Annotated in this window: 14 protein-coding genes and 1 tRNA gene; 12 read left to right on the top strand and 3 right to left on the bottom strand. The window is 72.1% G+C overall.

Annotation, left to right across the window (positions count from 1 at the left end; all coding sequences use genetic code 11):
* The first annotated feature begins 48 nt into the window (after window positions 1–48).
* The 3 genes from HZS56_RS05350 (at window position 49) to HZS56_RS05360 (ending at window position 668) form a co-directional block, all read left to right on the top strand.
* On the top strand, window positions 49–222 hold the full coding sequence (locus HZS56_RS05350) for a hypothetical protein (RefSeq protein WP_216719518.1): 174 nt from the start codon (window positions 49–51) through the stop codon (window positions 220–222).
* A 3-nt stretch (window positions 223–225) separates the two neighbouring features.
* Complete coding sequence (locus tag HZS56_RS05355) at window positions 226–459, top strand: hypothetical protein (protein WP_003976229.1); 234 nt, start codon at window positions 226–228, stop codon at window positions 457–459.
* A gap of 136 nt (window positions 460–595) precedes the next feature.
* Window positions 596–668 (top strand) — tRNA-Ala (locus HZS56_RS05360).
* Window positions 669–797: 129 nt separating this feature from the next.
* Here HZS56_RS05360 and HZS56_RS05365 read toward each other — a convergent pair.
* Both HZS56_RS05365 and HZS56_RS05370 read right to left on the bottom strand, forming a co-directional pair.
* Window positions 798–2,411, bottom strand: coding sequence for an NADH-quinone oxidoreductase subunit NuoF family protein (locus HZS56_RS05365; protein ID WP_216719519.1), 1,614 nt, complete (start codon window positions 2,409–2,411; stop codon window positions 798–800).
* 34 nt (window positions 2,412–2,445) lie between these two features.
* On the bottom strand, window positions 2,446–3,705 hold the full coding sequence (locus HZS56_RS05370) for a ferric reductase-like transmembrane domain-containing protein (RefSeq protein WP_216719520.1): 1,260 nt from the start codon (window positions 3,703–3,705) through the stop codon (window positions 2,446–2,448).
* A 537-nt stretch (window positions 3,706–4,242) separates the two neighbouring features.
* Here HZS56_RS05370 and leuS point away from each other — a divergent pair.
* From leuS to holA, 8 genes are all read left to right on the top strand, one after another.
* Window positions 4,243–7,209 carry a leucine--tRNA ligase gene (leuS, locus tag HZS56_RS05375; protein ID WP_216719521.1) on the top strand — a complete coding sequence of 989 codons (2,967 nt, stop codon included), beginning with the start codon at window positions 4,243–4,245 and terminating at the stop codon, window positions 7,207–7,209.
* A gap of 277 nt (window positions 7,210–7,486) precedes the next feature.
* Complete coding sequence (locus HZS56_RS05380) at window positions 7,487–8,233, top strand: hypothetical protein (RefSeq protein ID WP_216719522.1); 747 nt, start codon at window positions 7,487–7,489, stop codon at window positions 8,231–8,233.
* Window positions 8,234–8,369: 136 nt separating this feature from the next.
* Window positions 8,370–9,215 carry a DegV family protein gene (locus tag HZS56_RS05385; RefSeq protein WP_216719523.1) on the top strand — a complete coding sequence of 282 codons (846 nt, stop codon included), beginning with the start codon at window positions 8,370–8,372 and terminating at the stop codon, window positions 9,213–9,215.
* A 203-nt stretch (window positions 9,216–9,418) separates the two neighbouring features.
* The gene (locus tag HZS56_RS05390) at window positions 9,419–10,489 is read left to right on the top strand and encodes a ComEA family DNA-binding protein (RefSeq protein WP_216719524.1); all 1,071 of its coding nucleotides are present in this window, start codon (window positions 9,419–9,421) and stop codon (window positions 10,487–10,489) included.
* A complete protein-coding gene (locus HZS56_RS05395; protein WP_216719525.1) occupies window positions 10,486–13,167 on the top strand; it encodes a ComEC/Rec2 family competence protein in 2,682 nt (893 codons plus the stop codon). Before HZS56_RS05390 ends, HZS56_RS05395 begins: the two co-directional genes overlap by 4 nt.
* Before the next feature lie 379 nt (window positions 13,168–13,546).
* Window positions 13,547–14,428: a YceI family protein gene (locus tag HZS56_RS05400; protein WP_216719526.1), complete on the top strand. Its 882-nt coding sequence runs from the start codon at window positions 13,547–13,549 to the stop codon at window positions 14,426–14,428.
* Between the two features lie 14 nt (window positions 14,429–14,442).
* Window positions 14,443–14,688, top strand: a complete 246-nt coding sequence (locus HZS56_RS05405) for a hypothetical protein (RefSeq protein WP_216719527.1) — start codon at window positions 14,443–14,445, stop codon at window positions 14,686–14,688.
* A gap of 73 nt (window positions 14,689–14,761) precedes the next feature.
* A complete protein-coding gene (gene holA / locus HZS56_RS05410; RefSeq protein WP_216719528.1) occupies window positions 14,762–15,751 on the top strand; it encodes a DNA polymerase III subunit delta in 990 nt (329 codons plus the stop codon).
* Window positions 15,752–16,020: 269 nt separating this feature from the next.
* Here the strand turns inward: holA and rpsT are convergent, their stop codons facing one another.
* On the bottom strand, window positions 16,021–16,287 hold the full coding sequence (gene rpsT, locus HZS56_RS05415) for a 30S ribosomal protein S20 (RefSeq protein ID WP_216719529.1): 267 nt from the start codon (window positions 16,285–16,287) through the stop codon (window positions 16,021–16,023).
* 317 nt (window positions 16,288–16,604) lie between these two features.
* On the opposite strand from rpsT, the gene lepA reads away from it, so the two are divergent.
* Window positions 16,605–18,473 carry a translation elongation factor 4 gene (gene lepA / locus HZS56_RS05420; protein WP_216719530.1) on the top strand — a complete coding sequence of 623 codons (1,869 nt, stop codon included), beginning with the start codon at window positions 16,605–16,607 and terminating at the stop codon, window positions 18,471–18,473.
* Window positions 18,474–18,587: the final 114 nt, after the last annotated feature.

Below are 18,587 nucleotides of genomic sequence, written 5' to 3' on the forward strand. Positions count from 1 at the left end.
GAATCAAACGGCCGGAAGGGGACCGCGGCCCGACGGGAGGGAGTGGCGATGCCTGCGAGCATCCTCGAGGAGGTCGGTCACCTCCTCGGCGGAGCGGTGGCGCGTGGCACGGCCACCCGCTTCAGGTGCCCCTCCTGCGGTTCCCTGCACGTGGCCCAGGTCCTCGGCGACAACGGAGGCGTCTCGTACGTGTGCACGGCCTGCGGCCACAGCTGGAGCTGATCGATGGGTGCACACAGGCGGAAGTGCGACTGGTGCGGCAGCGGCACGCCCATCGTGCGCGACATGGAGCCCGTCAACCCCGACTACCAGTACTGGTGCGAGGAATGCGCGCGGGCGCTGATCATAAAAGGCGACCCCATCGAGACCTACCGCGAACTCGAGGGCGAGCCGATCTACGGCCGGCTCCTGGAGGAGCACTGCACGCTCAAGCGGTTCTACTCGTTCGTGACGGCCTAGCCACGACCCGGCTTGCATGCCCCCTTGCATGCCCACGAGGGGACGGAACGGGCAAACCGGAAACGATTTGGTGCTGCACCCGGTCGACCGTGTAATGTTGGCGTCGCCGCCGGGGAGACCGGGCGGCGGACAACAAGGGGCTATAGCTCAGTTGGTAGAGCGCCTGCATGGCATGCAGGAGGTCAGGAGTTCAATTCTCCTTAGCTCCACAGCGTCTTGAGTCTTCACGAGAACCCCCCGGATCCTTGATCCGGGGGGTTTCTCCGTTCTCGGTGTTGTCGTCGTTCCCGGTGTTCTCGGTGTACTCGCTGTTCCCTGTGTTCGCGGTCTTCTCGGCGTCAGCGGCCCAGCGCCCGGCGCCCCCGGCCCTGGGACAGCACCGGCAGGTTGGTGCGCGAGGACGGCGCCTGACCGCGGGTGTCCTCCTCGATGCGCAGGGCCAGTGCCGGGCACCGCCGCACCGCGCGCACCGCCTTGGCCTCCGCGTAGCGCGGCACGTCGGCCTGCGCGACGGTCGGGAAGCCGTCGGCGCCCAGCTGGAAGACCTCCGGGAGGATGTCGGCGCACAGCCCGTGGCCACGGCACAGCGTCCAGTCGACGTAGATCTTCTGGCGGCTGGGGCCGGTCTCCTCCCCGCCGCCGCCCGGGATGCCGGTGGGGGCCTTGCCCCCCTCGAAGAGCGGCAGGACGCCCTCGACCGGCCGTCCGCAGCCGTTGCCGAGGACGTGGGCGGCCAGGTCGTCCGTGAACGCCTTGACGGTCGACTCCAGGAACATCGCCGAGCCGTCCGGGTGCGAGCAGGCGCCGCGCCGCTTCACGTTCTTCGCGACCTGCTTGACCGCCTCCAGGGCCGCCGGGCCGCCGCCGTTCAGGATGTCCTCCAGGCCCCGCGCGGCGGCCGGCAGACCGAGGTAGCAGGGACCGCACTGGCCCGCGCTCTCCTCCGCCAGCCACTGCGCCACCCGCAGCGACTCGCCCAGTGGGCACGTGTCCTGACTGATCGGCAGGATCGCGCCCGCACCGAGCGCGCCGCCCACCGCCTGCAGGGAGTTGCGGGAGACGACCGCCTCGTCGACGGTGGCCGCGTCGATCCACTTGCCGTGGTAGCCGCCGGTCAGCACGCCCTGCGGCATCGGCGGGGCGCCGGCCAGCTGCAGGACGTAGCGCAGCGGCACGCCCGTCGGGACCTCGACCACCATCGGGCGGGCCACCGCGCCGGAGACCGTGAGCATCACGGTGCCCGGTTCGTCGTACAGGCCGGTGTTGCCGTAGCGCTCCGGACCGATGCGGGCGGCGATGGCCAGCTGGGCGAAGGTCTCGGCGTTGGACAGCAGGGTCGGGGCGCCGCCGACGCCGCTCCTGGAGGCGCTGACCTTGCGGCCGGGCGGGATCGCCGGGCCGCCGTCGATGGAGCGGATCAGCGAGGCCGCCGCGCCGGTGACCATGCGCACCGGGTTGCGCTGCACGCGCGCGCGGAGGGCGGACCGGCGCCCGTTGCTCAGGCCGCGCTCGGCGAGGGCGGCCTCCATGGAGCGCTGCGTCGACTCGCGGGTGACCCCGATGACGAGCGTGCGGGCGCCCATGGCCTCGGCACACAGCAGCGCGCCGTCCAGGATCAGGTGCGGGGCGCGGTTGATCAGCACCGTGTCCTTGCGGCAGGCCGGTTCGTCCTCACTGCCGTTGACGACCACGACCGGCCGTACGCCGCGCTTGATCGCCGCCTCGGCGACCGAGCGCAGCTTCTTGTGGAAGGGGAAGCCCGCGCCGCCGCGGCCCTTCAGGTTGATGCGTTCTGCCAGCTGCGCGAGCTGTTCGCCGCCCAGCGGTTCGAGCGGGCCGTGCACCTTGAGGTGCATCGGCAGGTCCAGGCGCTCGACAAGGTCGAAGCCCGACGTGAGTTGGGGAAGCCCGACCACACGGACTTCGGGGACGTCGGGCAGGGCCTCGTTCACTTAGAGCCTCCGCTCGTTCACTTAAGGCGCTCGTTCACTTGAAACCTCCGGAAGGCGTGTTCCAGGGTTCGCCGGAACCCGGTGCGTCGAAGTCGTAGGACGGCGACGGCGCACCGGGGGGTGGTTCGGTTGCGGGACCGCTGTTGTACGTGTCAGTGGGGTAGTACGTGTCGTAGACCGCGTTCGTCTCACGGGTGTCGTACACGTCACTTGAACCGTAGCCGGAGGCCTGCGCCGGGGCCTCGGCGCTGCCGTAGACCGGGATGGTGTGCCCGGTGTCGTTCAGCGGGTCGTAGACCGACTGCGGAGCCTCGCCGACCGGCGGCGGCGAGGGTATCGGCCAGCTGCCCGCAGGGCCGCCGGCGCCGTTCACGAAGGGCATCGCCTGGGTGGGCCGCATGTCGGGCGGCACGGGCGTGGACGCGGTCGCGTCCGCCGTCAGCGGCGGGCGCCCCGCACCCGGCGGACCGGACACCGCGCGGTAGGCGGCGGCGAAGCCGTCGGCGGGCTCCGGGGCGGTGAGGCGCTCGGCGGACTCGTGGATCGGCGCCTCGCGCGGCGGCGGTATCGCCCCGCCCGCCCGCTCGTAGCCCGGCAGGGCGCCGGTCTCCTTCGCCCGGCCCCGGTTCCGGCCCCTGCTCCGGCTCTGTCCGGCCTCCTCGCCGACCGGCCGCTCCGCGGTCCCCAGGAGGCCGGTGATCCGGTCGGCGACCTTGCGCTTGACCGGGCGGGGCGCCGCGCGCAGCGCCAGGGCCGCCATCACGCCGAACACGGACAGGCCGTAGAGGATCGTGAAGACCGGCTTCGCCGCGCGGCCCGCGTAGAGCCCGTGCACCAGGGCCAGGCACCAGGCCGGGTAGGCCAGCATGTGCATGGCCCGCCAGCGCGCGGCCACGGGGGCCGGGGAGGCGAAGCGGCGGCGCAGGGCGCCGGTGACGCCCACGAAGATCATGAGCATGCTGGCCAGGGTGCCGAAGCCGATGAGGACGGCCCGGCCGCCGAAGGACTCGTCGTCCGTCGCGAGCAGCCCGAAGGGGAGCACCGCGGCGACCCAGGTGGTGTGGTCCAGGGCGAGCTTGACCCCGATGTGCACCAGCAGGAACACGACGGAGGCGACCGCGGTGGTCCGGTGCACCGCCTGCGCCAGGATCCGCTGCCGGGTGTCGAGGACGATCCGGTCCTGGGCGAGCAGGCCCCAGATCACCGAGCAGCTGAGGAAGACCAGGGAGAGGACACCGGCGCCGAAGTTGAGGAACTCCGCGAAGGTGTCGTCCACCGTGCTGTCGTCCGTCATGACGGCAGGCCTCCCCACGTCAGGGACGCGCGGGGAGGCGGCGAACTGGTGCGCCGAGGGTGGATCAGGGGAGGGTTCATGGGGGCAACTCCGGAGCGGTTCGGGAAAGCGGTCCCGCTGCCGCACTCTAAGTGGCGCCATACCCGTGGGTACGAGGTTTGAGTTATTGCGTCGTTATCAAACGACAGTGCGCTTGTGATGATGTCCTATAGGAGTCGTTACGCGAAGTAACCTTTGACTGTCGTTCAATCCTGTCGTTCAACCCCGTCCCGGTCGGTGGGCGGTGCGTCGCCGTCCGGTGGCCGGAAGCGCGTCGCGGCCCGCTCGACGGCTGCGGTACCCTGACGCCATGCGTGCCGTACGCCTTCTGCTTAGCGAGCCGCGCTGATCAGTCCCGACCCCGGTCGTAGTCCGGAGGCCGGAATCGGCGCGGCGTCCCCTCCTGTGCGAGGGGATTTTTCATTTCCCGGCAATCGCAGCCGCTGGTCTTGAATGTCGCAGCCGCTGGCAGAGACGATCGATGGAGCTTTGAGGATCATGAGCGAGACGAACCCCGCGGCGACCGCCCCCGTGACGGCGGACGCCGCGCCGCACCGCTACACGGCCGCCATGGCCGCCGAGATCGAGGCACGCTGGCAGGACTTCTGGGACGCCGAGGGGACGTACGCGGCACCGAACCCCAAGGGCGACCTGGCGGGCGACCCGGAACTGGTCGCCAGGCCCAAGAAGTTCATCATGGACATGTTCCCCTACCCCTCCGGCGCGGGCCTGCACGTCGGCCACCCCCTGGGGTACATCGCCACCGACGTCTTCGCCCGCTTCCAGCGGATGACCGGCCACAACGTCCTGCACACCCTGGGCTTCGACGCCTTCGGCCTGCCCGCCGAGCAGTACGCCGTGCAGACCGGCACGCACCCGCGCGCGTCGACCGAGGCCAACATGAAGAACATGGTGGGCCAGCTGCGCCGGCTGGGCCTGGGCCACGACAAGCGCCGGTCGTTCGCCACGATCGACCCCGAGTACTACAAGTGGACCCAGTGGATCTTCCTGCAGATCTTCAACTCCTGGTACGACGACGAGGCGAAGCGGGCCCGCCCGATCAGTGAGCTGGTCGCGCAGTTCGACTCCGGCGAGCGTGCGGTGCCCGGCGGGGGTACCTGGAGCGTGCTGACCGAGGCGGAGCGCGCCGACCTGCTGGGCGAGTACCGCCTGGCCTACGCCTCCGACGCGCCCGTCAACTGGTGCCCCGGCCTGGGCACCGTACTGGCCAACGAGGAGGTCACCGCCGACGGCCGCTCCGAGCGCGGCAACTTCCCCGTCTTCAAGTCCAAGCTGCGTCAGTGGAACATGCGCATCACGGCCTACGCCGACCGGCTGCTGGACGACCTGGACCAGCTGGACTGGCCCGAGGCGATCAAGCTGCAGCAGCGCAACTGGATCGGCCGCTCCGAGGGCGCCCGGGTCCACTTCCCCGTCGACGGCGAGCGCATCACCGTCTTCACCACCCGCCCCGACACCCTGTTCGGCGCGACCTACATGGTGCTGGCGCCCGAGCACCCGCTGGTCGAGAAGTTCACCCCGGCCGCCTGGCCCGAGGGCACCCGCGAGGCGTGGACCGGCGGCCACGCCACGCCGACCGAGGCGGTCGCCGCGTACCGCGCGCAGGCCGCCTCCAAGTCCGACGTCGAGCGGCAGGCCGAGGCCAAGGACAAGACCGGCGTCTTCATCGGCGCCCACGCCACCAACCCGGTCAACGGCGAGCGGATCCCCGTCTTCATCGCCGACTACGTGCTGATGGGCTACGGCACCGGCGCGATCATGGCCGTCCCGGCGGGCGACCAGCGCGACTTCGAGTTCGCCCGTGCCTTCGAACTGCCGGTCCGCTGCATCGTCGAGCCGACCGACGGCCGGGGCACCGACACCTCCACGTGGGACAGCGCCTTCGCCTCCTACGACGCGAAGATCATGAACTCGGTCAGCGCCGGCTCCTCGGAGGGCGAGGGCGTCGCGCTGGACGGCCTGGGTGTCGTCGAGGCCAAGGAGCGCATCACCGAGTGGCTGGAGCGCACCGGCGCCGGTGAGGGCACCGTCAACTTCCGCCTGCGCGACTGGCTGTTCAGCCGCCAGCGGTACTGGGGCGAGCCCTTCCCGATCGTCTACGACGAGGACGGCATCGCCCACCCCCTGCCCGCGTCGATGCTGCCGCTGGAGCTGCCCGAGGTCGAGGACTACTCACCGCGCACCTTCGACCCCGACGACGCCGACACCAGGCCCGAGACCCCGCTGTCCCGCAACGAGGACTGGGTCCACGTCACCCTGGACCTGGGCGACGGCCGCGGCCCGCGCAAGTACCGCCGCGAGACCAACACCATGCCCAACTGGGCCGGCTCCTGCTGGTACGAGCTGCGCTACCTGGACCCGCACAACAGCGAGCAGCTGGTCGACCCGGAGATCGAGCAGTACTGGATGGGCCCGCGCGAGGGCCTGCCGCACGGCGGCGTCGACCTGTACGTCGGCGGCGCCGAACACGCCGTACTGCACCTGCTGTACGCGCGCTTCTGGTCGAAGGTCCTGTTCGACCTGGGGCACGTGTCCTCGGCCGAACCGTTCCACAAGCTGTTCAACCAGGGCATGATCCAGGCCTACGTCTACCGGGACAGCCGCGGCATCGCGGTGCCCGCCGCCGAGGTCGAGGAGCGCGACGGCGCGTACTTCCACCAGGGCGAGAAGGTCTCCCGGCTGCTGGGCAAGATGGGCAAGTCCCTGAAGAACGCGGTCACCCCCGACGAGATCTGCGCCGAGTACGGCGCCGACACGCTGCGCCTGTACGAGATGGCGATGGGCCCCCTGGACGTCTCACGGCCCTGGGACACCCGCGCGGTGGTCGGCCAGTTCCGGCTGCTGCAGCGGCTGTGGCGCAACGTCGTCGACGAGAACACCGGCGAGCTGTCGGTGGCGGACGTCGCGGAGGGCGACATCGACGCCGACACGCTGCGCGCCCTGCACAAGGCCGTCGACGGCGTACGGCAGGACCTGGAGGGCATGCGGTTCAACACCGCCATCGCCAAGGTCACCGAGCTGAACAACCACCTGACCAAGGTTTTCGGGGGCGGGGCCGCAGGCCCCTCGGTTGAGGGTGGTGGCGGGCGACGGGCGGGAGGCCCGGTACCGCGGTCCGTCGCCGAGCGCCTGGTGCTGCTGGTGGCGCCGCTGGCCCCGCACGTCGCCGAGGAGCTGTGGCGCAAGCTGGGGCACAGCTCGTCGGTCGTCCACGAGGACTTCCCGGTCGCCGACCCGGCCTACGTCGTCGACGAGACCGTGACCTGCGTCGTGCAGATCAAGGGCAAGGTCAAGGCGCGGCTGGAGGTCTCGCCGTCCGTCTCCGAGGAGGACCTGGAGAAGGCGGCACTGGCCGACGAGAAGGTCGTGGCGGCACTGGGCGGGGCCGGGATCCGCAAGGTGATCGTGCGGGCGCCGAAGCTGGTGAACATCGTTCCGGCGTAGGGCGGCGCAGGCCGGCGCGTAGGCGGGGTCGGGGCGTCCCTTGAGGCGCCCCTTAGGGGGAGGCCTCCGGGCCGGTACGGGCAGGTTCGGGGTTCCACCGGAACCCCGGGCCTGCCTGCTGCGTTTACCGTGGAAGAGCGGCGCGACGCGTACCGTGCGGGACCGCGCGACCGTGCGGCACCGCGTGGACACCCTGCGAAGGGTGCGGACCGGTGGTGCGCGGGCCGCGTGAACCGTCGGTGCGCGGGCGCCGGGGGACGTCCGGAGGAGGAGCTTCGTGGAAACAGCGCTCACAGTCTTCGCCGTGCTCTTCCTGCTCGCCGTCGTGCTGGGTGTCTACGCGACGGTGAAGGCCGTGGGCGCCGCCAAGCGCACCGTCGACCGCGGCATCACCCAGGCCCGCCGCACCGTCGAGGACCACACCCTGCGGGCCCGCTCCCTCGTCCAGGTGGGCCCGGCGGCGGAGCTGGCCCAGCTGCGCCTCTCCCTGCGCACGTCCATGCGGGCCACGCAGGACGCGCTCCGCGCGCGCGTGTCCGAGGACGAGTCCCTCAAGGAGTCCCTCGCTCTCTTCGAGCGGCTCAACGCGCACGGCTACGAACTGGACGGCGAGCTGCGGCGGCTGGAGACCGAGCCGGACCGCGCCACGCTCACCGAGCGGCTCCCCGCGCTGCGGGAGCGCACCGAGCGCATCACCCGCTCGGCGGACGCCCTGCGCTGGGCGGCCCGCGACCGGGCCCGCCGCTTCGAGGACGACGACCTCGACTCGCTGAGCGCACAGATCGACATGGAGGCCGGCGCCCTGCGGCACTGGACGGAGACGGAGCCCATGCCCGCTCCGCCGCCCTGGCCGGGAGCACCGGCTCACGACCCGCCGCAGCAGCCTGCTCCCGCTTCGGCCCCGGAGCAGGGGTCGGGGCAGGGGCAGCCGGGGCAGGGCCCCGCCCGTCCCGCCATCGATCCGTCCGGCCCGCGTCCCGTGTACCCCTGGCAGAAGAAGGCCCGCCCGGAGAGCACCACCTGACCGTCTGACGCGCGTGACCCGACGGGTGGAACGTGCGTGCCCCGACGGGTGGTGCCGGCCCGGGCGCGGCCCTGTGAACGCCCGGTCGCCGGGGCCGGACTGCCGTACGGACGCTACGCCAGGTAACCTCCAGCTCATGTCCCGCCATGTCGCTATCGTCACGGATTCAACGGCCTACCTTCCGGCCCGGACGATGGAGCGGCACGGCATCACCGCGGTACCCCTGACCGTCGTCCTGGGTGACCGGGCGCTGGAGGAGGGCACCGAGATCTCGACCCGGTCCCTGGCCCAGGCCCTGCAGAAACGCCGTTCGGTCACCACCTCCCGCCCCGGCCCGGAGCTCTTCGCCGAGACCTACCGCAGGATCGCCGAGAACGGCGCCGAGGGCATCGTCTCGCTCCACCTCTCCGCCGAGCTGTCCGGCACCCACGACGCGGCCGTCGTCGCGGCGCGTGACGCGGCGGTCCCCGTGCGGGTGGTGGACACCGGAATGATCGCGATGGCCCTCGGGTTCTGCGCGCTCGCCGCGGCCGAGACGGCGGAGGCGGGCGCCACGGTGGACGAAGCGGTCACGGCGGCCGAGAAGCGCGCCGCGGGCACCTCCGCCTACTTCTACGTCGACACCCTCGACTACCTGCGCCGCGGCGGCCGGATCGGTGCGGCACAGGCCCTGTTCGGCTCCGCGCTGGCCGTGAAGCCGCTGCTGCAGTTGCAGGAAGGCCGCATCGAACCCCTGGAGAAGGTGAGGACGGCGTCCAGGGCCATCGCCCGGCTCGAGGAGATCGCCGCCGACCGGGCGGGCAGCGCGCCCGTCGACATCGCCGTCCACCATCTCGCCGCCCCCGACCGTGCGTCGGCCCTTGCGGACCGCCTGCGGGACCGGGTGCCCGGGCTGGCCGACCTGCACGTGAGCGAGGTCGGCGCGGTGATCGGGGCGCACACGGGGCCCGGGCTGCTGGGGGTCGTCGTCTCGCCGCGGTGACGTAGGGACGCAGTGACGCAGGGCGTCTCGCCGCGGTGATGCAGGGAGTCTCGCCACAGGGACGCACGGCGTCTGGCACCAGTGCCGCACGGACGAGGGCGGGGTCACCCGCAAGAGGGGCCGGGATTTCCACAACCCGTGAGTAGTCCCCGGAAATTGAGCATGATCATCGCGGATGCGCCGGGTTGCCGGATCCTCGTCGCATGGCTCTTCGACCAGGCACACGCACAGGCACAGGAACAGGCATCCGCACCCGCCCGGCATCCGCGACCAGCGGTCCGGGCCGCGCCCCGGCCACCGACGGCCGCCTGCGCCACCGCCGCACCCACCCGTACCGCCGGGCCGGCCACGGGCGCCGGCCTCCGCCCGAGGAGGAGCTGCGCAGGAGGGCGGAAGCGCTGTTCGCCGGCCGCCCCCGACCCGCAGGACCCGCCGACGCGGCCGCGGGCGACGGCCGGCAGCAGGAGTCGGGGAAGGGGCCGCCGCCCGCCCCAGACCCTGCCGGGGCCGACGTGCCCCGGCGGGAGCGGGCCGGGCAGGCACTGCGGGAGCGGCTGCCGGTGTGGCTGCAGACGCGCTGCGGGCTGGAACGGCGCAGCGTGGTCGCGCTCACGGCACTGCTCGTCGTCGCGGCGGTCTTCGCGGTCCAGCACTTCTGGTCCGGCCGCACCCAGTCCGTGGCGGCGCCCGAGGTGGTGCGGGAGGCGGCGGCGTACGGAGCGAAGGAGCCGGGGCCGACGACCGGGAGCGGAACCCCGGCCGGCGTCCCCACCGCCGCGGCCACGGCTTCGGCGGGGGCGGAGATCGTGGTGGACGTCGGCGGCAAGGTGCGCAAGCCCGGCGTCCACAGCCTCCCGGCCGGATCACGGGTGGCCGACGCCCTGCGCGCCGCCGGAGGCGTACGACCCGGCACGAAGACCGACGGGCTGAACCGGGCCCGCTTCCTGGTGGACGGCGAGCAGGTGATCGTCGGAGCGTCCGCACCCCCGCCCGGAGCGGGAACGACGGCAGGCGGATCACCCGGATCACCCGGATCACCCGGATCACTCGGGTCGGCGGGGGCGGAGGGAGCGGCACCCGCGGCCCCGATCTCCCTCAACACGGCCACCGCCGACCAACTCGAAACCCTCCCGGGCGTCGGCCCCGTCCTCGCCCAGCACATCATCGACTACCGCACCCAGCACGGCGGTTTCCGTTCGGTGGACGAACTGCGCGAGGTCAACGGCATCGGCGAACGCCGCTTCGCCGACCTGCGGGACCTCGTACGGCCATGAGCACGTACACGGGCCCGGGGAGCAGCACCGTGGCGGGCGCCGACGGGGGTACCGATGCCGGTCGGCCGGACGGGCAGGGAGCGTCAGGAGCACCGCGAGACCCCACCAGAAGCACGCCTTCCACCCGGACTCCCGTACACGCCGCATCCGGCCATCGGCTCGGCGCGGCCCATCCGCGCCAGGAAGGCCCCGCCGACCTGCGCCTGGTGCCGCCCGCGCTCGCCGCCTGGGCAACGGCGGCACTGATGCTGGACGTGCCGGCCGGCTGGGCGGTGGGCGTGGCATCCGGCAGCCTGCTCCTGGCCGGGGCCCTGCTCCTGAGGCCGGCGCGGGACCGCAGACGGGGGCGGCCGCGCGGAGGCCACCGCGTCGCGCTCGCCGCCCTCCTCCTCTGCGTCGCGGCATCCACCGCCTCGGCCGCGCTGCACGGCGCGGACCTGCGCAGGGGGCCCGTGCCGACGCTGGCCCGCGAGTACGCCACCGTCACCGCCGAGGTGGAGGTCACCGCCGACCCCCGTCTCACCCGGCCCGGCGTCCGGGGCAACCGCGCCGTGCCGCCCACGGTGCTGATCGAGGCGGACGTGCGACAGGTGACGGAGACGGGCGGTGCGACCACGGCCACCCGGACGCCGGTGCTGCTCCTGGTGGACGTCGGCGCGCAGGCCGGGGACGGCGGCCTGGACAAGACCCCGAAGGACGCGCAAGCGCCCCGCACGGGCCCCGGGACCTCCCGCTGGCTGGGCCTGCTGCCCACCACACGGCTCCACGTCACCGCCCGGTCGTCACCCCCGCGGCAGCGCGGGGACCGCATCGCCGCGGTGCTGCGCGTCCGGGCCGGTCGACAGCCACCGGACGTGGTGGCGGAGCCCTCGGCGGCGCAGCGCCTGGCGGGACGGCTGCGGACCGGCCTGCGCGAGGCGACCGAGGACCTGCCGACGGACGCGCGGGCCCTGCTGCCGGGCCTGGTCGTCGGCGACACCTCGCGCGTCACGCCCGAACTGGAGGAGGCGTTCAAGGAGACCGACCTGACGCACACTTTGGCCGTATCCGGAGCCAACTTCACGATCGTGCTCGCCCTGCTCCTCGGCCCGCCCGGCCTGGCCCAGCGCAGCGAACGCCGAGGTCTGGCCCCCCGCCTCGGCCTGCACCTGCGCACCACCGCGCTGCTCGGCGGGCTGCTCGCGCTGGCCTTCGTCGTCGTGTGCCGCCCCGACCCGAGCGTCCTGCGGGCGGCGGCCTGCGGCTCCGTCGCCCTGCTCGCCCTGGCCACCGGACGCCGCAGATCACTCCTCCCGGCCCTGGCGACGGCGGTCCTGCTCCTGGTCCTCTACGACCCCTGGCTGTCCCGGAGTTACGGCTTCCTGCTCTCGGTGCTGGCCACGGGCGCGCTGCTCACGATCGCCCCGCGGTGGAGCGCGGCGTTGTGCCGCCGCCGGGTGCCGCCCCGGCTCGCGGAGGCGCTGGCCGCCGCGGGTGCCGCGCAGGCCCTGTGCGCGCCGGTCGTCGTCGTGCTGTCGGAGCGGGTCAGCCTGGTGGGCGTGCCGTGCAACCTGCTGGCGGAGTTCGCGGTGGCCCCGGCCACGGTGCTGGGGTTCGCGGCGCTCGCGACGGCACCGGTGGCGATGCCGTTGGCCAAAGCCCTGGCCTGGTGCGGAGGCTGGCCGACCGGATGGATCGCGGGGATCGCCCGGACCGGGGCCGCGCTGCCCGGCGCGGGAGTGGACTGGCCGGGAAGCTGGACCGGGGCGGCGCTGCTCGCGGTCGCCACGGCGGGTCTGCTCCTGGCAGGCCGACGGCTGCTGCGGCACCCGTGGTGGTGCGGCGTCTGCGCACTGCTGCTGGTCCTCGCCGTGGTGCAGCCGGCACCCCTGACCCGGATGATCAAGGGGTGGCCCCCGCCGGGCTGGCGGATGGTGATGTGCGACGTGGGGCAGGGCGACGCGCTGGTCCTCGCGGCGGGGGAGGGGACGGCCGTGGTCGTGGACGCGGGCCCCGACCCGACCCTGGTCGACCACTGCCTGCGCTCACTCGCCGTCACCCGTGTCCCCCTGGTCCTGCTGACCCACTTCCACGCCGACCATGTCGCGGGGCTGCCGGGAGTGCTGCGGGGCCGTTCGGTGGGCGCGATCGAGACGACGGCCCTGGAAGAGCCCGCGGACCAGGCGGCGGCGGTCCGCAACCAGGCGGCGGCCCACGGGATCCCCGTACGACGGGCCGCAGCGGGAGAACAGCGCCGTGCGGGCCCCCTCTCCTGGCAGGTGCTGTGGCCCCCACCGAGTCCCCCGACGACCACGGCACCCGGCACGGAAGGCGGCCCCAACGACGCCAGCGTCACCCTCCTGGTCCGGACGGCGGGACTGCGCCTGCTCCTGCTCGGCGACCTGGAGCCCCCGGCCCAGCGAGAGCTGGCCCGCTCCCCGGCGGCAGCGGAACTGCACGACGTCGACGTCCTGAAAGTGGCCCACCACGGCTCGGCCCACCAGGACTTCGCCCTCATACGTCACATCGCTCCCCGCCTGGCGCTCATCAGTTGCGGCGCGGACAACACGTATGGTCACCCGGCTCCCGACACGGTCGCGGCTCTGCGTGCCGGCGGCGCGAGGGTGCTGCGCACGGACCGGGACGGGGCACTGGCGGTCGCGGGCACGAGCGGGGAGCTGCGGGTGGCGGGTGACTGACGGGGCGGTCCGAAGTGGGGGTCCGGGTTCCGTCCTAGCGGCGCAGCAGGCGTCGCAGGCGGTGCTGGACCCCGCCACGGATGCGGCGGCCCTCGCCGTCGGTGTCCGGCGGCCATTTCCCCGAGGTGAATCCGTGAATTCTTCCTCGGCGAGATGCGGCGAGATGCGGCGAGATGCGGCGGGATACGGCGAGATGCGGCGGGATACGGCGCGAAAAGCTGCCGGTCGCGGTGATGGCATCACACGGGGCCACTCCCGCGTACTCCCCGCACATATGACGGTTTCCCGTGATGTGGTCCCGTGTTGCCTCGAAAGCCACATCGGTGATCGAATGTTACTCCGTCAACTATTTTCTCATGTCGTGCAGAGGGTGTCGCAGATGATCGGCCGCTTGCTGGGGAACCGAACGAAGCGGATGCAGCGGACGAACCCTCTGGCGGCGGTGCGGACCCCGCCGGACGCCGGAGTGCTGAGCTGCCGCGTCCTCGACCCTGTCAACGCTCCCGTCACGAACGCGGAGTTCGCGGTCAGCGACACCATGGGGCGCAAGGTGGTCGGCGGCGGTACGGACCCCTTCGGGTCGTTCGTGGCGACGGTGCCCGCGGGGGAGTACCGGCTCGCCGTGTCCGCCGAGGGCTACACGCCCTACCGGGCCTCCGTGACGGTCACCGAGGACGCACTGGCCTCGCTCGGCGACGTGACGCTCCAGGTGACCCAGCCGCCGGAGCTGCCCGCGTCGGGAGACTGGGAGATCGAACCGGCGCACTCCTCCCTCGCCTTCACCGCGCGGCACATCGGACTGGCCCGGATCCACGGCCGGTTCAACTCCTTCGCAGGCGTGGTACGGATCGCCGACGACATGGAGCAGTCAGCGATGCACGTCGTGATCGACGCGGCGTCCATCGACACCAACGTCAAGATGCGCGACGACCACCTGCGGTCCGCCGACTTCCTGGACGTGGAGCGGTTCCCGACCCTGGAGTTCTACAGCGACCGTTTCACGCACCGCGGCGGCAACCGGTGGGCCGTCACCGGGGCCCTGTCGCTGCACGGCGTGACCCGGACGGTCACGCTGGACACCGAGTACCTCGGGCTCGGCAACGGCATGGAGGGCGAGACCCGGGCCGCCTGCCGGGCCACCACCGAACTGCACCGCGACGACTTCACGGTGAGCTGGCAGACGATGCTGGCCCGCGGCATCGCCGTCGTCGGACCCAGCATCCGCATCGACCTGGACGTGCAGATCGTGCCCAAGGGCTGACCGACAATGGTCCCGTGAGCGACGTGAGACATGTACTGGTGCTGCCCGACCGCGACGCCGCGGAGGAAGCGGCCCAGGCGCTCGGGGAGCGGTTCGGGATCGACGAGGAACCACAGCTCGTACGGGACGCCCTGGCCGGCGAGGACGATGCCGAGGACGCGCAGTGGCTGGTCGTCCTGCGGGACGAGCGCGAGTCGCTGGACCCCGGCGAGCTGGACGCGTTCGCGGGGGAGTGGGAGGGCTGGCGCGAGGAACCGTAGGCAGCCGGAGTCGGGAGTCGGGAGAGGCGGTCGCGGGCGGGCGTTGTCAGTGGCGCGTGCGATGCTTGTCGCGATGGCCAGGAAGACTGCGAACGACGACCCTCTCGCCCCGGTGACCCTCGCCGTGGGCCAGGAGGACCTCCTGCTCGACCGTGCCGTGCAGGAGGTGGTGGCCGCCGCGAAGGCCGCCGACGCCGACACGGACGTACGCGACCTCACGCCCGACCAGCTGCAGCCCGGCACCCTCGCCGAGCTCACCAGCCCCTCGCTCTTCGCCGAGCGCAAAGTCGTGGTCGTACGCAACGCCCAGGACCTGTCCGCCGACACCGTCAAGGACGTCAAGGCCTACCTCGCCGCCCCCGCCGAGGAGATCACCCTGGTCCTGCTGCACGCGGGCGGGGCCAAGGGCAAGGGCGTGCTCGACGCCGGCCGCAAGGCGGGCGCGCGCGAGGTGGCCTGCCCGAAGATGACCAAGCCCGCCGACCGGCTGGCCTTCGTGCGCTCGGAGTTCCGCACGGCCGGACGGTCGGCCACCCCCGAGGCGTGCCAGGCACTGGTCGACGCGATCGGCAGCGACCTGCGGGAGCTGGCCTCGGCGGTGTCCCAGCTGGTCGCCGACATCGAGGGCACCGTTGACGAGGCGGTCGTCGGGCGGTACTACACCGGGCGGGCCGAGGCCTCCAGCTTCACCGTCGCCGACCGCGCGGTCGAGGGACGTGCCGCGGAGGCCCTGGAGGCGCTGCGCTGGTCCCTGGCGACCGGCGTGGCACCGGTGCTGATCACCAGCGCCCTCGCACAGGGCGTACGGGCCATCGGCAAGCTCTCCTCCGCCCGCGGCGGACGCCCCGCCGACCTCGCCCGTGAGCTGGGCATGCCGCCCTGGAAGATCGACCGCGTCCGGCAGCAGATGCGCGGCTGGACACCGGACGGCGTCTCCGTCGCCCTGCGCGCGGTGGCCGACGCGGACGCCGGCGTGAAGGGCGGCGGGGACGATCCCGAGTACGCACTGGAAAAGGCCGTCGTGACCGTCGCCCGCGCCGCGCGGTCGAGAGGGCGGGCCTGAAGCCGACCCGCGCGAACCGGTACGGACCCGGAAAAGGCACTGATACAGACCCGGAACGGGAGCCCGTGCAGACCCCGGAACAGACCGAGGGCCCCGGCGTCCGTCCTGGGGAAGGACGGCCCGCCGGGGCCCTCGGGTCACGCTTTCAAGCTCGCGGATCCATGCCCGCGTGGCGAACGCAGGCCGCGCATGGATCCTGGGTGCCGGACGGGAGCGGATGAGAGAGGGCCCGCTCTGGGTCCACCCGGCGATCAGACCAGATGAGGGGTTCAGCCCTTGACGGCGCCGACCTTCTGCGCCAGCGCCGACTTCTTGTTGGCGGCCTGGTTCTTGTGGATGACGCCCTTGGAGACGGCCTTGTCGAGCTCGCGCGCGGCGACGCGCTGGTACTCGGTGGCCTTCTCGGCGTCACCCGCGGCGGCGGCCTCACGGGCCTTGCGGATCGCGGTCTTCAGAGAGGACTTGACGGCCTTGTTGCGCAGCCGGGCCTTCTCGTTGGTCTTGTTCCGCTTGATCTGGGACTTGATGTTCGCCACGAATGAGCCTTTGCAGGTTCAGGTACGAGGCCGCAAGGGTCCCGTACCGGTGATTTTCTGAAGGAGTGCCTCGCGCTGAGAGGGCATGAGACACAGCCCCCCACAGTACCAGCGGGGCGTGGAGCGCCCAAAACACGGCCCCACCGGCGGTCCCGTCCGCGCCCCTGCCTCCGCCCTCCACCGGTTCTCCGCCGCCCCTCGTGCCGTCCCAGCCCCACCGCGGCTCCCCGCCCATGGGACGATGGAGGCTACGTATCGATCCGACCCGAGACCCGAGACCGCAGAGACTGCGGACGCCTCAAGAATCAGGACCCTGCGTGCCCGCGATCCCCAGCCATGTGCCCGAGCCGAGCCGTACCGACCCGGCGCTGATCCGCAACTTCTGCATCATCGCGCACATCGACCACGGCAAGTCCACGCTCGCCGACCGGATGCTCCAGCTGACCGGTGTGGTCGAGCAGCGGCAGATGCGCGCCCAGTACCTCGACCGCATGGACATCGAGCGCGAGCGCGGCATCACGATCAAGTCCCAGGCGGTGCGGTTGCCGTGGGCCCCGACCCACGACAAGGGCACCGCGCACATCCTCAACATGATCGACACCCCGGGGCACGTCGACTTCACCTACGAGGTCTCGCGGTCGCTCGCCGCGTGCGAGGGCACGATCCTCCTCGTCGACGCCGCCCAGGGCATCGAGGCCCAGACCCTCGCCAACCTCTACCTGGCGATGGAGAACGACCTCACGATCATCCCCGTGCTGAACAAGATCGACCTGCCGGCCGCGCAGCCCGAGAAGTTCGCCGAGGAACTGGCCAACCTGGTCGGCTGCGACCCCGACGACGTGCTCAAGGTCTCGGCCAAGACCGGGCTCGGGGTCGACGCGCTGCTCGACAAGGTCGTCGCCGAGGTCCCGGCCCCGGTCGGCGTCAAGGACGCCCCCGCCCGCGCGATGATCTTCGACTCCGTCTACGACTCCTACCGCGGTGTCGTGACGTACGTCCGTGTCGTCGACGGCCAGCTCAACAAGCGCGAGCGGATCCGGATGATGTCCACCGGCGCCACGCACGAGCTGCTGGAGATCGGCACCAACTCGCCGGAGATGCTCGCCGCCGACGGTCTCGGGGTCGGCGAGGTGGGCTACCTGATCACCGGTGTGAAGGACGTCCGCCAGTCCAAGGTCGGTGACACCGTCACCAGCCAGCACAAGGGCGCCGAGGACCCCCTCGGCGGCTACAAGGACCCCAGGCCCATGGTCTTCTCCGGCCTGTATCCGCTGGACGGCTCCGACTACCCGCTGCTGCGCGAGGCCCTGGACAAGCTCCAGCTCAACGATGCCGCACTGGTCTACGAGCCGGAGACCTCCGCGGCCCTCGGCTTCGGCTTCCGCGTCGGCTTCCTGGGCCTGCTCCACCTCGACGTGATCCGCGAGCGGCTGGAGCGCGAGTTCGGCCTCGACCTCATCGCCACCGCGCCCAACGTGGTCTACCGGGTGATCATGGAGGACGGCACCGAGGTCGACGTCACCAACCCCAGCGAGTTCCCCGAGGGGAAGATCGACGAGGTCTACGAGCCGGTCGTGCGCGCCACGCTCCTGGCGCCGACCGAGTTCATCGGCGCGATCATGGAGCTGTGCCAGACCCGTCGCGGCACCCTGCTCGGCATGGACTACCTCTCCGAGGACCGGGTGGAGATCCGCTACACCCTGCCGCTCGCGGAGATCGTCTTCGACTTCTTCGACCAGCTGAAGTCGAAGACGCGCGGTTACGCCTCGCTGGACTACGAGCCCACCGGCGAGCAGACCTCCAGCCTGGTCAAGGTCGACATCCTGCTGCACGGCGACAAGGTGGACGCCTTCTCGGCGATCACCCACAAGGACCAGGCGTACGCGTACGGCGTCCGGCTCGTCGCCAAGCTCAAGGAGCTGATCCCGCGGCAGGCCTTCGAGGTGCCGGTCCAGGCCGCCATCGGCTCCCGGGTGATCGCCCGCGAGACCATCCGCGCCATCCGCAAGGACGTCCTCGCCAAGTGCTACGGCGGTGACATCTCCCGGAAGCGGAAGCTGCTCGAGAAGCAGAAGGAGGGCAAGAAGCGGATGAAGATGGTGGGTTCCGTGGAGGTTCCGCAGGAGGCGTTCATCGCGGTCCTGTCCAGTGACGACAGCGCGGGGTCGGGCAAGGGCAAGAAGTAGCCGTCGAAGGCAGGAAGCAGCTGCCGGACCGCCCGCCATATCGGGGCGAAACAGGCACCGGGGGGCCCGTCGTGCGAAAGTGCGGCGGGCCTCTTCGCATGTCACGGGCCGCCG

Origin of the sequence: Streptomyces mayonensis (assembly GCF_018982965.1) — a bacterium.
GTDB lineage: Bacteria > Actinomycetota > Actinomycetes > Streptomycetales > Streptomycetaceae > Streptomyces > Streptomyces mayonensis.